Below are 13,433 nucleotides of genomic sequence, written 5' to 3'. Positions count from 1 at the left end.
CGTTTCCCTTTGTCCTTTAATTTTAGTATGATATGTAAATGATATTGAATAAAAGCTAGGAAGTGTCATAATGAGCACAAAACCTTTTTACAGAGATACGTGGGCGGAAATCGACTTGTCCGCGATAAAAGAAAATGTCAGCAACATGAAAAAACATATCGGCGAGCATGTCCATCTGATGGCAGTTGTAAAAGCGAATGCCTACGGGCATGGTGACGCAGAAACAGCGAAAGCGGCTCTTGACGCAGGTGCTTCATGCTTGGCCGTGGCCATTCTGGATGAAGCGATTTCCCTGCGCAAGAAGGGCTTGAAGGCGCCTATCTTGGTGCTTGGCGCGGTTCCCCCGGAGTATGCGGATATCGCGGCTGAATATGACCTGACCTTAACAGGTTATTCTGTTGAATGGCTTCAGGAAGCCGCCCGCCACATGAAAAAAGGTTCTCTTCATTTTCATTTGAAGGTCGATACGGGGATGAACAGGCTTGGCGTAAAAACGGAAGAAGAAGTTCATCACGTGATGGCGATTCTTGACCGCAACCCCCGTTTAAAATGCAAAGGGGCATTTACCCATTTTGCGACAGCGGATGAAAAAGAAAGAGGCTATTTTTTAAAGCAGTATGAGCGCTTTAAAGAACTGATTGCTCCGCTGCCGCTAAAGAAAATGATGGTGCACTGTGCGAACAGCGCCGCCGGCCTTCGTCTGAAAAAAGGCTTTTTCAACGCGGTCAGATTCGGCATTGGCATGTACGGCCTCCGTCCGTCAGCCGACATTACGGATGAAATACCGTTTGAACTGCGTCCTGCATTCACCCTGCATTCGACGCTGTCTCATGTCAAATTGATCAGAAAAGGCGAGAGCGTCAGTTATGGAGCGGAATACACAGCTGAAAAAGACACATGGATCGGGACGGTGCCTGTCGGCTATGCGGACGGCTGGCTTCGAAAATTAAAAGGAACCGAGATTCTTGTGAAGGGTAAGCGGCTGAAAATAGCCGGCCGAATCTGCATGGACCAGTTTATGGTGGAGCTGGATCAGGAATACCCGCCGGGCACAAAAGTCACATTAATAGGCCGGCAGGGGGATGAATATATTTCCATGGATGAGATTGCAGGCAGGCTCGAAACCATCAACTACGAGGTGTCTTGTACAATTAGTTCCCGTGTTCCCCGTATGTTTTTGGAAAATGGGAGTATAATGGAAGTAAGAAATCCTTTATTGCAGGAAAATACAAGCAAATAGCTATCACATAATGGAGAATTCATAAAACAGCTTTGCTTGAAGAGTGAATAATGGTATCATTATCACTGGATGGATAAAAGAGTCGTATCCGTAAGTTTGGTGGAGGTGTATGTTTTTTGTCTGAATCCAGCGCAAGAACCGAAATGAAAATCAGCTTGCCCGAAAACCTAGTAGCTGAATTGGATGGTGTAGCGATGCGGGAGAAACGAAGCAGAAACGAACTGATATCACAAGCAGTGAGAGCGTATGTCAGCGAACGAACAACTCGTCACAACCGTGATTTGATGAGACGCGGCTATATGGAAATGGCGAAAATCAACCTGAATATTTCTTCTGAGGCTCACTTTGCGGAGTGCGAGGCTGAAACGACAGTTGAGCGCTTAGTCAGCGGAGGATAATCATTTGATTGTGAAACGCGGCGATGTTTATTTTGCTGATTTATCTCCTGTTGTTGGCTCAGAGCAAGGCGGGGTGCGCCCGGTTTTAGTGATCCAAAATGACATCGGAAATCGCTTCAGCCCAACTGCTATTGTTGCAGCCATAACAGCACAAATACAGAAAGCGAAATTACCAACCCACGTCGAAATCGATGCAAAACGCTACGGTTTTGAAAGAGATTCCGTTATTTTGCTGGAGCAAATTCGGACGATTGACAAGCAAAGGTTAACGGATAAGATTACTCATCTGGATGATGAAATGATGGATAAGGTTGATGAAGCCTTACAAATCAGTTTGGCACTCATTGATTTTTAGACATATGTGCAGGTTGCTCAAAAAGAGCAACTTTTTTTGTTTTCAAAAAACATAAACGATATAATAGTGAAATAACGTAAAAAAATATGTTGTTTTTTATTGGGAGGTAAGCGAATTTGATGTCGAATCAGACTGTATACCAGTTCATTGCCGAGAATCAAAATGAACTGCTCCAACTGTGGACTGACACACTAAGAGAATTAAGCGAACAAGAGTCATATCAGCTGACTGACCAAGTGTATGAAAATATATCTAAAGAGTATATCGACATTCTTCTCTCATCTGTTAAGGATGACAGCGCTGCTGAAAGCCAAATCAGTGAACTGGCGCTTAGAGCCGTTCAAATAGGGCTTTCTTTGAAGTTTTTGGCTACGGCGCTCGCTGAATTCTGGAAGCGTCTCTACACGAAGATGAACGATAAGAGATTGCCAGATCAAGAGAGTACGGAATTAATCTGGCAGATCGACCGCTTTTTCAGCCCGATTAATACAGAAATCTTCAACCAATACTCAATCTCTTGGGAGAAAACAGTATCACTGCAAAAAATCGCGCTGCAGGAACTATCTGCGCCGCTCATCCCGGTGTTTGAAAATATCACTGTGATGCCGCTTGTCGGAACAATTGATACCGAACGTGCTAAACGAATTATGGAAAATCTTCTTAACGGCGTCGTCAAACACCGGTCACAAGTCGTGTTGATCGATATTACGGGCGTGCCAGTGGTTGATACGATGGTTGCCCATCATATTATTCAAGCGTCTGAAGCGGTAAGGCTTGTCGGAGCGAAATGCCTGCTCGCCGGAATCCGTCCGGAAATTGCTCAGACCATTGTTAACCTGGGGATCGATTTATCCCAAGTTATAACTAAGAATACCCTGCAAAAAGGAATTCAAACGGCTTTGGAAATGACAGATCGAAAAATTGTTTCATTGGGGGAATAACATTTTGAGACATCCGAAAATCCCGATCTTGAAACTGTATAATTGCTTATTAGTGTCCATTCAATGGGAACTTGATGACCAAACCGCATTAACCTTTCAAGAAGACTTATTAAATAAAATATACGAAACAGGTGCTAACGGAGTTGTCATTGATCTGACATCTGTGGACATGATTGATTCCTTTATCGCTAAAGTGCTGGGCGACGTGATCACGATGTCTAAACTAATGGGCGCAAAAGTGGTTTTGACGGGAATTCAGCCCGCTGTGGCAGTGACGCTGATTGAGCTCGGAATCGCACTAGAGGAAATCGAAACTGCGCTCGACTTAGAGCAGGGGCTTGAGACATTGAAGCGGGAATTGGGGGAATAGCGAATGAACGACCAATCCTGTGTAAAGATCATGACAGAATGGGATATTGTGGCCGCCAGACAACTGGGACGAAACGTTGCAAAAGAACTGGGTTTCGGCACGGTAGACCAGGCTAGAATTACAACGGCTATTTCAGAATTAGCCAGGAACATTTATTTATATGCCGGTAAAGGCCAGATTGGAATTGAACAGGTCTCTGACAGAGGAAAAAAGGGCCTGAAAATCATAGCGGAAGACCAAGGGCCGGGAATTCCTGATATCCGTAAAGTCATGGAAGACGGATTTTCAACGTCTGGCGGACTTGGAGCGGGACTTCCCGGCGTGAAAAGGCTGATGGATGAATTCAGTTTAAATTCCGTAGCGGGGGAAGGAACAGAGATACAAGCCATTAAATGGCTTCGGTAGGAGGTAAGAAAGTGGATTTTAGGGAGGTTATTGAGCAGCGATATCATCAGCTGCTTAGTCGATATATAGCCGAATTAACAGAAACATCTTTATATCAAGCCCAAAAATTCAGCCGAAAAACAATCGAGCACCAAATTCCTCCGGAAGAAATCATCAGTATTCACCGAAAAGTGCTGAAGGAGCTGTATCCGAGTCTCCCGGAAGATGTTTTTCATTCGCTGGATTTTTTAATAGAAGTCATGATTGGATATGGAATGGCTTATCAGGAGCATCAAACCCTCAGAGGGATACAGCAGGAAATCAAATCAGAAATCGAAATCGCGGCAAATGTCCAGCAGACGCTGCTCGGAACAAAGATTCCGCAGGAAGAAGCGCTGGATATCGGTGCCATCAGTGTGCCCGCTAAACAGATGAGCGGTGATTATTACCACTTTGTCAAAGACAAGGAATCCATAAATATCGCAATCGCGGACGTGATCGGAAAAGGCATTCCAGCGGCTCTTTGTATGTCCATGATCAAATACGCAATGGACTCTTTGCCGGAAACGGGCATACACCCTTCTCAGGTGCTGAAAAATTTGAATCGGGTTGTTGAACAAAATGTTGATGCGAGTATGTTTATTACGATGTTATATGCAAATTACAACATGGACAAGCATCAATTTACATATGCTTCAGCGGGACATGAACCGGGATTCTATTTTTCTCAAAAAGACAACATGTTTTACGATTTAGAGGCCAAAGGACTCGTTCTCGGCATCTCGCAGGATTATGACTACAAACAATTCGATCAGCATCTCGAAAAGGGCGATATGATTGTTTTATTTTCTGACGGCGTCACAGAATGCAGAACGGAAAACGGTTTCTTGGAGCGTCCTGATCTGCAAAAACTTATTGAGGAACATATGTGTTCCTCCGCGCAGGAAATGGTCAAAAACATTTATGACAGCCTCCTCAAATTGCAGGACTTTCAGCTTCATGATGATTTTACGTTAATTGTTTTGCGAAGAAAGGTTTAGCATCAGCCAGCCGTGGGTATAAGACAATTAGTGATTTGAAGGAAAATTTGAGGTGATACGTAATGAATATAAATGTTGATGTGAAGCAAAACGAAAATGATATACAAGTAAACATTGCAGGAGAAATAGATGTATATTCAGCTCCGGTGCTCAGAGAGAAGCTCGTTCCTCTTGCAGAACAAGGCGCTGATTTAAGAATTTGCCTGAAAGATGTCAGCTACATGGACAGTACTGGACTGGGCGTTTTTGTAGGTATCTTTAAAACAGTCAAAAAACAAGGCGGTTCGCTGAAACTTGAAAATCTTTCTGACCGGCTGATCCGTCTGTTTGACATTACAGGCTTGAAGGACATCATTGATATTTCTGCAAAGTCAGAAGGTGGAGTGCAATGAAGAATAACGCAGATTACATCGAAATGAAAGTGCCGGCCCAACCTGAATATGTAGGGATTATAAGGCTGACACTGTCAGGCGTCGCGAGCAGAATGGGCTATACGTACGATGAAATTGAAGATCTGAAAATCGCAGTCAGTGAAGCGTGTACAAATGCAGTTCAGCACGCTTACAAAGAAGATAAAAATGGGGAAGTGTCAATACGATTCGGTGTGTTCGAAGACCGTTTAGAAATCATTGTGGCGGATGAGGGAGACAGCTTTGATTTCGATCAAAAGCAGCAGGATCTGGGGCCGTACACACCTTCGCACACAGTTGATCAATTATCAGAAGGAGGGCTCGGTCTATATTTAATGGAAACGCTCATGGATGAAGTCAGAGTGCAAAATCACTCCGGTGTCACCGTAGCGATGACAAAGTATTTAAATGGGGAGCGAGTTGATCATGACACAACCATCAAAAACTACGAAACTAACTAAGGATGAAGTCGATCGGCTCATAAGCGATTACCAAACGAATCAAGATGAACAGGCGCAAGAAACGCTTGTGCGGGTGTATACAAATCTGGTTGATATGCTTGCGAAAAAATATTCAAAAGGCAAAAGCTTTCACGAGGATCTCCGCCAGGTAGGCATGATCGGGCTTCTCGGCGCGATTAAGCGATACGATCCCGTCGTCGGCAAATCGTTTGAAGCTTTTGCCATCCCGACAATTATCGGTGAAATTAAACGTTTCCTTAGAGATAAAACGTGGAGCGTTCATGTGCCGAGACGGATTAAAGAACTCGGCCCAAGAATCAAAATGGCGGTTGATCAGCTGACGACTGAAACACAAAGGTCACCGAAAGTAGAAGAGATTGCCGAATTTCTCGATGTTTCAGAAGAAGAGGTTCTTGAAACGATGGAAATGGGCAAAAGTTATCAAGCCTTATCCGTTGACCATAGCATTGAAGCGGATGCGGACGGAAGCACCGTCACGATTCTTGATATCGTCGGATCACAGGAGGACGGATATGAGCGGGTCAACCAGCAAATGATGCTGCAAAGCGTGCTTCATGTACTTTCAGACCGTGAAAAACAAATCATAGACCTTACGTATATTCAAAACAAAAGTCAAAAAGAAACTGGGGACATTCTCGGTATATCTCAAATGCACGTATCGCGTTTGCAGCGCAAAGCTGTGAAGAAGCTCAGAGAGGCCTTGATTGAAGATCCCTCGATGGAGTTAATGTAATGATCCAGGTTGAAGAAAACGAGCATATTCAAACTCTTGTATACCAACTGAATAAAGAAGGAAAATCGATTTGCGGCGACAGTTTTTTTATGAAAGCTGATGATAAGGAGTTAATTTGTGCGGTAGCTGACGGACTTGGAAGCGGATCGCTTGCCAACGAATCTTCTGCAGCCATCAAAGACTTAGTGGAAAACTATGCGAATGAAGACGTACAAAGCATTATCGAACGCTGTAATCAGGCGATGAAAAACAAAAGAGGCGCAACAGCATCTATCCTAAAAATCAATTTTGACCAAAGACAGTTTACGTACTGCTCTGTCGGAAACGTACGGTTTATTCTGCATTCCCCGTCTGGTGAAAGCTTTTATCCTCTGCCGATTTCAGGCTATTTATCAGGCAAGCCGCAAAAATACAAAACGCACACCGCCACCTATGAAAAGGGTTCAAAGTTCATTATACATACAGATGGACTCAACGTGCCCGATATCCGCTCCCATTTAAAAAAAGGCCAATCGGTAGTAGACATATCGAATTCGCTGAAAATGTATACGACATCGAGAAAAGATGATCTGACCTATATTCTTGGACAGTTGTCCTAGGAAGTCAGAAAACGAGAAGCTGGAATACCGGCTTCTTTTTTTATGTGTTTTTTTCGGTTTTTGATACACTAGAGAAAGAACGACAAAATTGGAGGCTTTGGTTACATGGAAACGTCAGCCCTTTTAAAACAGCAAATTGCGAAAGAAATAGGTTTGTCACAAAAACACGTTGAAAGTGTCATCCGCCTGCTTGAGGACGGCAACACAGTCCCGTTTATCGCCCGGTACCGAAAAGAGCAGACGGGTTCAATGGATGAGGTTCAGATTCAGACAATTTCTGAACGCTGGCAATACATACAAAACCTGAATCAGCGAAAAGAAGAAGTCATCAGGCTGATTGCAGAGCAGGATAAACTGACAGATGACTTAAAGCGAAAAATCGAGCACTCGGTGAAGCTTCAGGAAGTGGAAGACCTTTACCGGCCGTATAAACAAAAACGCAAAACAAAGGCGACAGTCGCGAAAAGCAAAGGCCTCGAGCCGCTTGCCGACTATATCCTGACACTTCCGCAAGATAACCGTCTGGCAGAAACCGCAGACCAATACATCAGCGAAGAAAAAGAAGTGTTTACACGGGAAGAAGCGATTGAAGGCGCCAAGCACATTATTGCCGAACAAATTTCAGATGAGCCAAGTTTCAGAAAGTGGATTCGCCAGGAAACCTTTAAAAAAGGAATCATTAAATCTGCAGCAGGAAAGTCGGCAGACACTGACGAGAAAAATGTGTATGAAATGTATTACGAGTATGAAGAGCCCATCGCAAAAGTCGTTCCTCACAGAGTACTGGCGATGAACCGCGGCGAAAAGGAAGACATTTTAAAGGTATCGATCGAACCGCCAGCGGATCACATTAAGGCGTATTTAGAAAAACAAATCATCAAAAACCGCTCAACATCCGTAAAAGAGATTTTGCAGGAAACGATTGAAGACAGCTATAAACGGCTGATCCAGCCGGCAATAGAACGTGAAATCAGAAAAGAGCTGTCAGAAAAAGCGGATGAGCAGGCCATTCACATTTTCTCTGAGAACTTGAGAAAGCTTCTGCTTCAGCCGCCGATGAAAGGCAAAACTGTTCTCGGTGTTGATCCAGCCTTCCGAACTGGCTGTAAGCTCGCTGTGTCAGATGAGACCGGAAAAGTCTTGAAAATTGATGTGATCTATCCACATGCGCCAGTCAACAAAACGAGAGAAGCTCATGAGAGAGTCAAAGCGATTCTAGAGCAACATCAAGTCGAGATGGTGGCAATCGGAAACGGCACGGCATCCAGAGAAACAGAGCAATTCATCGTCAATGTACTGAAGGACATGCCGCGCAACATTTATTATGTGATCGTCAATGAAGCGGGAGCAAGCGTCTATTCGGCTTCAGAGCTGGCCCGAGAAGAATTCCCTGACCTTAAGGTTGAAGAGCGCAGTGCCGTGTCTATTGCGCGAAGACTTCAAGACCCGCTCGCGGAGCTCGTTAAAATCGATCCGAAGTCTGTTGGTGTCGGACAGTATCAGCATGACGTCAGCCAAAAACGCTTAAATGAATCTCTGCGGTTCGTTGTCGAAACGGTCGTAAACCAGGTGGGAGTAAACGTCAACACAGCCTCCGCTGCGCTGCTTCAGTATGTAGCGGGATTATCGAAGTCTGTAGCAGGCAACGTTGTCAAAAAACGTGAGGAAATCGGAAAGTTTTCAAATCGAAAAGAACTGAAGGACATCCCAAGGTTAGGTGCGAAAACCTACGAGCAATGTATCGGTTTCTTAAGAGTACAGGAAGGGACAGAGCCTTTGGATAGAACAGGCATCCACCCGGAAAGCTACAAAGAAACAAAAGCGCTATTGAAAAAGCTCGGCCTTTCAACAGAACAAATCGGCACGGCGGAATTGAAGGACAAAATCAATCAGCTGGCGCTTTCTGAAACGGCACAAGAGCTGGGAATCGGTGAAATCACCCTGAAAGATATTTGTGAACAGCTGACAAGGCCGGAACGCGATCCGCGCGATGAGGTGCCTAAGCCTTTGCTGAAAACAGACGTCCTTCAACTTGAAGATTTGAAAGAGGGAATGGAACTGCAGGGCACCGTGCGCAATGTAGTGGACTTCGGAGCGTTTGTTGATATTGGAGTCAAACAAGACGGGCTTGTGCATATCTCAAAACTCAGCAATCAATTCGTCAAGCATCCTCTTGATGTCGTATCCGTCGGCGATATTGTGACGGTTTGGGTTGACGGCGTAGATGTACAAAAAGGCAGAGTATCGCTGTCTATGGTAAAATAAAAGCACTGCTTACGAGCAGTGTTTTTTCCTATAGAAATACCAGCATTGATTCAGCAGTTTAATTTGGTAATTATCTTTTTCAAGGAATGCTTTTTGCATCTGTTTTTTAAGCCAATTTGGCATAGGCTCATTCCTCCTCAGCTTTTATCATAAGAGGGACGGTGATTACCATATTGTATGCGAACGGTGAATTGTCCCGTTCAATGTTTTTTAAGTGAGGTGCACCATGGATAACAAAGAGCTTCAAAAGCTGACAGAGGATATTTCTGAAACGTATTTTAAAAAGCCGTTCCGCCATCAGGCGCTTTTTAATGACAGGCTTAAAACGACGGGCGGAAGGTACCTGTTAACCTCCCATAACATTGAATTGAACAGGAAATATCTGATTGAACACGGCAGGGAGGAACTGATCGGCATCATCAAGCACGAGCTCTGCCATTATCATCTTCACCTTGAAGGAAAAGGGTACAAGCACAGAGACAGAGATTTTCGAGTGCTGATGCAGCAGGTCAACGCGCCAAGGTTCTGTACACCCCTTAAGAAAAAAACAGAAAACAAAAAAACTTATATGTATATCTGTACGGCATGCGGCCAACAGTATATAAAGAAGCGCGCCATGAACCCTGACAGATACAGGTGCGGAAAATGCCGCGGAAAAATAAAAAGAATTTTTTCGTGAAAAAGGTTGACGGATATGGCAAGCCTATGGTACATTATAAAAGTCGTCACGAGAGATAAATAAAAACATTTACCTCTTGACACTGTAAACCAAGACTGATATAATAAGTCTTGTCTCATTATTCCACAGTAGCTCAGTGGTAGAGCTATCGGCTGTTAACCGATCGGTCGCAGGTTCGAATCCTGCCTGTGGAGCCATATTGGAGAAGTACTCAAGTGGCTGAAGAGGCGCCCCTGCTAAGGGTGTAGGTCGCGTAAGCGGCGCGAGGGTTCAAATCCCTCCTTCTCCGCCATAAGATTTCGATATAAGTTCTCAACCATCGGCCCGTTGGTCAAGCGGTTAAGACACCGCCCTTTCACGGCGGTAACACGGGTTCGAATCCCGTACGGGTCATTCCATTTCGTTGGGCTATAGCCAAGCGGTAAGGCAACGGACTTTGACTCCGTCATGCGTTGGTTCGAATCCAGCTAGCCCAGCCATTTTTATTTTTTAAAATCTAATAGTAAGAGCCATTAGCTCAGTTGGTAGAGCATCTGACTTTTAATCAGAGGGTCGAAGGTTCGAGTCCTTCATGGCTCACCATTTGTCTTTTTGCGGGTGTGGCGGAATTGGCAGACGCGCTAGACTTAGGATCTAGTGTCTTACGACGTGGGGGTTCGAGTCCCTTCACCCGCACTTTATTTACAAAGTGCACGCAAATTGGTTTTACTAGGTTAAGAGCCTACTAAACCAGCACAAACACAATTTAATGATCACGCGGTCGTGGCGGAATGGCAGACGCGCTAGGTTGAGGGCCTAGTGGGTGAATAACCCGTGGAGGTTCAAGTCCTCTCGGCCGCATCAATGATACCAAGGGTTGTAGACCTTTGGTATTTTTTTGTGCTTATTTCTAAATTGTCTAATGGTGTCTCTACAATTTATGAGGTTTATCTTTTTATACTGAAATACATAATTATTCACTGAATTCAATAGATTTGGGCTATAAATGTAATCAACCAAAGGAGTCAATCAATAGACATGGAACAGGTTAATAATTTGTCACAATTTAAAGAGATGGTACAAAAACATTCAACTGGAGAAACATATTATAGAGGTCAACTATCTCATTATACTGATATCAATTCAAGTATTTCGAGAGATAAGGGATATGTATTAAATGAAGATAAAATTTTCACCGAGTCAGTTTTGATAATGCCAAACGAATTCGAACACATTCATGAACCTATTGATTATTTGGCTAAAATGCAACATTATAATATTCCAACTCGTTTAATTGATATGACTGTAAATCCACTTATAGCTTTATTTTTTGCAGTAGAGAATGTTAATGATGAAAATGATGGTATCGTTTATATTTTTGATAAAAATGGTGAAATGAAAGATTGTAAACATGTACGTCTACTTTCATTGTTAGCTAAAATTAATGATTATACCTTCTCTTTTATACAGAAAAAATATGAAGAACCTTATGGCGAAATCATTACCATTCCTGAAATAACTCAATATTCAACAAAACCAGCGTTTATAAAATATAGTCAAAATGAAGATAAAACAAATATTCGAATCACAAATCAAAAAGGTACATTCGCTATTTGTTGTAACGAAATGTCTCCTAATGGTACGCTAGGACAAAATATTATGCCTTTAGTAAGTGACATTAAAGTTAAAATCCGAATCCCATATGAATATAAAAAAGTAGTTAAACAAGAGTTAGATAATGAAGGGATAAATAAAGCTTTTATATACCCTGAATTACCGTCAGTAGGGGATTATGTAAGAGAAAAATACAAATACAGAAACTATGCTAAGGAAAATATTTATACAATTGTTAATACTATGGATGTATCCACGCGTGCTGCAAAACGGCTTTCACTGATGGTAGTGTTGGAAAAGCCTCAGGACATAGAGCAAATTAAAGATATTTGTAAAACTATATTCAATGGTTATCAACAGTCACAAGATGTTATTAGGATATACATAGCGAAAAATGGTGAAGATTACAAAAATGTAAATTGGATAATGAGAGCTCAGTGGATCAGACCTACATTAAATGAGTTGTTTAAACCTCTTCCGATTGGTAACTAAAAAGATGGGGAATAATGCTGGGATTATTCAGAGGATTATTCTGTTATATCAGATTTCTACAAAACAATGTCTTAAGTCATCATTGATTTTGGTGCCCAATTAGTTGCCCTGAATTCATGAAAAGGAATAAAATAGGTGTAAATAAAGTTTCTATTTTAAAATTATCGTAAAAGCAATAATAACTATCGGCGAAGAAAGGATAATCAGTCAAATGAAAACATTAGTTATCGTTATACACCCTAATTTGGAAACGTCTGTTGTCAACAAAACCTGGATGAATCGTTTAAAGCAAGAGAATGACATTACGATTCATGACCTGTACGGTGAATACCCTAATTTTATCATTGATGTAGAAAAAGAGCAGCAGCTCCTGTTAGATCATGAGCGTATCGTTTTTCAGTTCCCAATGTATTGGTACAGCAGTCCCGCGTTACTCAAACAATGGGAAGATGATGTGTTAACACATGGCTGGGCTTATGGAACTGGGGGAACTAAATTGCATGGAAAAGAACTACTCTTAGCTATCTCCTTAGGCGCACAGGAATCTGATTATCAAGCAGGCGGAGAATATAATATCACGATCAGCGAGCTTATCAGACCGTTTCAAGTCACTGCTAACTATATAGGAATGCGTTTTCTTCCTGCATTTACACAATATGGGACACTTCACCTTTCAAAAGAAGATGTTAAGAACAGTGCAGAGAAATTGGTTGAATATCTAAAAGCTGAGCATTGATCCGGTATTCGCGAGGGAAGCTGAAACAAATTATGTGTTGTGAAAATAAGGGTTTGTGATAGATTTTAATAAACTTAATTTCAAAGTTACATCGAATACTGAATTCAGGGGAGCATAGAGCGAGGGCTTAAAATTAATTAAAGCAGGGCAATGAGTACATATTTCTTGATGAAATGTAGAGTTCCTTGGTCTCTAATAGGTGCCCAATTTGTGCCCAGAATTCATGAAAAATGATGAAAATAAGAATAAATAAAATAAACAGATGCTTTGAATAAAAGCTTTTGTAACTCATGATATGTTTTTACTAGGTTGAGGGACTCGAACTCTCAAAGAAGATACCAAACTATATTGGTATCTTTTTTGTTTTTTGCATCAGAGTGATCAAATGTTTCTAGATTGATGATGTTGATGCCTGGTTTCGAACAGATTTAAACAATAAAGGACTATTTAACCTTTACAAATTACGACAAATACTTCATGTTTTTTGTAATTCAACCTTATTTTATGACAAATATATGAATATTTTGTCACATTGTAAAAGGTGTCCTTATTTTATATATTTAGAAAAAAGAGAGGGGGACCATATAAAGAACGAGAGTGAAATCCAGAGAGAGAGGGCTTTTTGCCTAATTCAGAAACCGCTTTTGTAAATGTAAACTTTTTTAAAAAATGGTATTTGGGGTGGGGTTATGAGGAAAGCTTTTTTACCTAAGTCT

Annotated in this window: 16 protein-coding genes and 7 tRNA genes; 22 read left to right on the top strand and 1 reads right to left on the bottom strand. The window is 42.1% G+C overall.

All coding sequences use genetic code 11. From position 1 onward, the window contains the following. Positions 1–70: 70 nt before the first annotated feature. The 12 genes from alr to AC4CV5_RS17755 all read left to right on the top strand — a co-directional run bounded on the left by alr (position 71) and on the right by AC4CV5_RS17755 (position 9,217). Positions 71–1,240: an alanine racemase gene (gene alr, locus AC4CV5_RS17810; RefSeq protein ID WP_490923475.1), complete on the top strand. Its 1,170-nt coding sequence runs from the start codon at positions 71–73 to the stop codon at positions 1,238–1,240. A 116-nt stretch (positions 1,241–1,356) separates the two neighbouring features. Beyond that, the gene (endB, locus tag AC4CV5_RS17805) at positions 1,357–1,638 is read left to right on the top strand and encodes a type II toxin-antitoxin system antitoxin EndoAI (RefSeq protein WP_003225183.1); all 282 of its coding nucleotides are present in this window, start codon (positions 1,357–1,359) and stop codon (positions 1,636–1,638) included. 4 nt (positions 1,639–1,642) lie between these two features. Further along, a complete protein-coding gene (ndoA, locus tag AC4CV5_RS17800; protein WP_003156187.1) occupies positions 1,643–1,993 on the top strand; it encodes a type II toxin-antitoxin system endoribonuclease NdoA in 351 nt (116 codons plus the stop codon). Between the two features lie 116 nt (positions 1,994–2,109). Next, positions 2,110–2,934, top strand: a complete 825-nt coding sequence (gene rsbRA / locus AC4CV5_RS17795; protein WP_166854223.1) for an RsbT co-antagonist protein RsbRA — start codon at positions 2,110–2,112, stop codon at positions 2,932–2,934. Between the two features lie 4 nt (positions 2,935–2,938). After that, entirely contained in the window at positions 2,939–3,304 is a 366-nt protein-coding gene (gene rsbS, locus AC4CV5_RS17790; RefSeq protein WP_003225190.1) for an RsbT antagonist protein RsbS, read from the top strand. A 3-nt stretch (positions 3,305–3,307) separates the two neighbouring features. Beyond that, positions 3,308–3,709 (top strand): serine/threonine-protein kinase RsbT, encoded by a 402-nt coding sequence (gene rsbT / locus AC4CV5_RS17785; RefSeq protein WP_014112733.1) that lies wholly within the window; start codon positions 3,308–3,310, stop codon positions 3,707–3,709. 11 nt (positions 3,710–3,720) lie between these two features. Then, a complete protein-coding gene (gene rsbU, locus AC4CV5_RS17780) occupies positions 3,721–4,728 on the top strand; it encodes a phosphoserine phosphatase RsbU (protein WP_248602455.1) in 1,008 nt (335 codons plus the stop codon). Between the two features lie 62 nt (positions 4,729–4,790). Continuing rightward, positions 4,791–5,120, top strand: coding sequence for an anti-sigma factor antagonist RsbV (gene rsbV, locus AC4CV5_RS17775; protein ID WP_014662855.1), 330 nt, complete (start codon positions 4,791–4,793; stop codon positions 5,118–5,120). Further along, complete coding sequence (gene rsbW / locus AC4CV5_RS17770) at positions 5,117–5,599, top strand: anti-sigma B factor RsbW (RefSeq protein ID WP_003225198.1); 483 nt, start codon at positions 5,117–5,119, stop codon at positions 5,597–5,599. The genes rsbV and rsbW overlap by 4 nt, the downstream gene beginning before the upstream one ends. Next, the gene (gene sigB, locus AC4CV5_RS17765; protein ID WP_003225200.1) at positions 5,565–6,353 is read left to right on the top strand and encodes an RNA polymerase sigma factor SigB; all 789 of its coding nucleotides are present in this window, start codon (positions 5,565–5,567) and stop codon (positions 6,351–6,353) included. The genes rsbW and sigB overlap by 35 nt, the downstream gene beginning before the upstream one ends. Beyond that, positions 6,353–6,952 (top strand): phosphoserine phosphatase RsbX, encoded by a 600-nt coding sequence (rsbX, locus tag AC4CV5_RS17760; protein ID WP_166854220.1) that lies wholly within the window; start codon positions 6,353–6,355, stop codon positions 6,950–6,952. Before sigB ends, rsbX begins: the two co-directional genes overlap by 1 nt. Before the next feature lie 105 nt (positions 6,953–7,057). After that, a complete protein-coding gene (locus tag AC4CV5_RS17755; RefSeq protein WP_490923471.1) occupies positions 7,058–9,217 on the top strand; it encodes a Tex family protein in 2,160 nt (719 codons plus the stop codon). 9 nt (positions 9,218–9,226) lie between these two features. Here AC4CV5_RS17755 and cmpA read toward each other — a convergent pair whose 3' ends face one another. Further along, complete coding sequence (gene cmpA / locus AC4CV5_RS17750; protein ID WP_003225207.1) at positions 9,227–9,340, bottom strand: cortex morphogenetic protein CmpA; 114 nt, start codon at positions 9,338–9,340, stop codon at positions 9,227–9,229. A 103-nt stretch (positions 9,341–9,443) separates the two neighbouring features. Between cmpA and AC4CV5_RS17745 the strand changes: the two genes are divergently transcribed. The 10 genes from AC4CV5_RS17745 (at position 9,444) to AC4CV5_RS17700 (ending at position 12,717) form a co-directional block, all read left to right on the top strand. After that, a complete protein-coding gene (locus AC4CV5_RS17745; protein ID WP_166854218.1) occupies positions 9,444–9,896 on the top strand; it encodes a SprT family protein in 453 nt (150 codons plus the stop codon). Between the two features lie 122 nt (positions 9,897–10,018). After that, positions 10,019–10,093: transfer RNA gene (locus tag AC4CV5_RS17740), tRNA-Asn, on the top strand. Between the two features lie 4 nt (positions 10,094–10,097). Beyond that, positions 10,098–10,188 (top strand) — tRNA-Ser (locus AC4CV5_RS17735). Positions 10,189–10,217: 29 nt separating this feature from the next. After that, positions 10,218–10,289: transfer RNA gene (locus AC4CV5_RS17730), tRNA-Glu, on the top strand. Between the two features lie 11 nt (positions 10,290–10,300). Further along, a tRNA-Gln gene (locus AC4CV5_RS17725) sits at positions 10,301–10,375 on the top strand. A gap of 27 nt (positions 10,376–10,402) precedes the next feature. Further along, positions 10,403–10,478: transfer RNA gene (locus AC4CV5_RS17720), tRNA-Lys, on the top strand. Positions 10,479–10,489: 11 nt separating this feature from the next. After that, positions 10,490–10,571, top strand: a tRNA-Leu gene (locus AC4CV5_RS17715). 81 nt (positions 10,572–10,652) lie between these two features. Further along, positions 10,653–10,736, top strand: a tRNA-Leu gene (locus AC4CV5_RS17710). A 177-nt stretch (positions 10,737–10,913) separates the two neighbouring features. Then, positions 10,914–11,981, top strand: a complete 1,068-nt coding sequence (locus AC4CV5_RS17705; RefSeq protein ID WP_490923468.1) for an FRG domain-containing protein — start codon at positions 10,914–10,916, stop codon at positions 11,979–11,981. Between the two features lie 211 nt (positions 11,982–12,192). Further along, positions 12,193–12,717 (top strand): NAD(P)H-dependent oxidoreductase, encoded by a 525-nt coding sequence (locus AC4CV5_RS17700; RefSeq protein ID WP_490923467.1) that lies wholly within the window; start codon positions 12,193–12,195, stop codon positions 12,715–12,717. Positions 12,718–13,433: the final 716 nt, after the last annotated feature.

The organism is Bacillus sp. NS1 (genome assembly GCF_058248265.1).
This window is presented reverse-complemented; position numbering and strand designations above follow the sequence as displayed.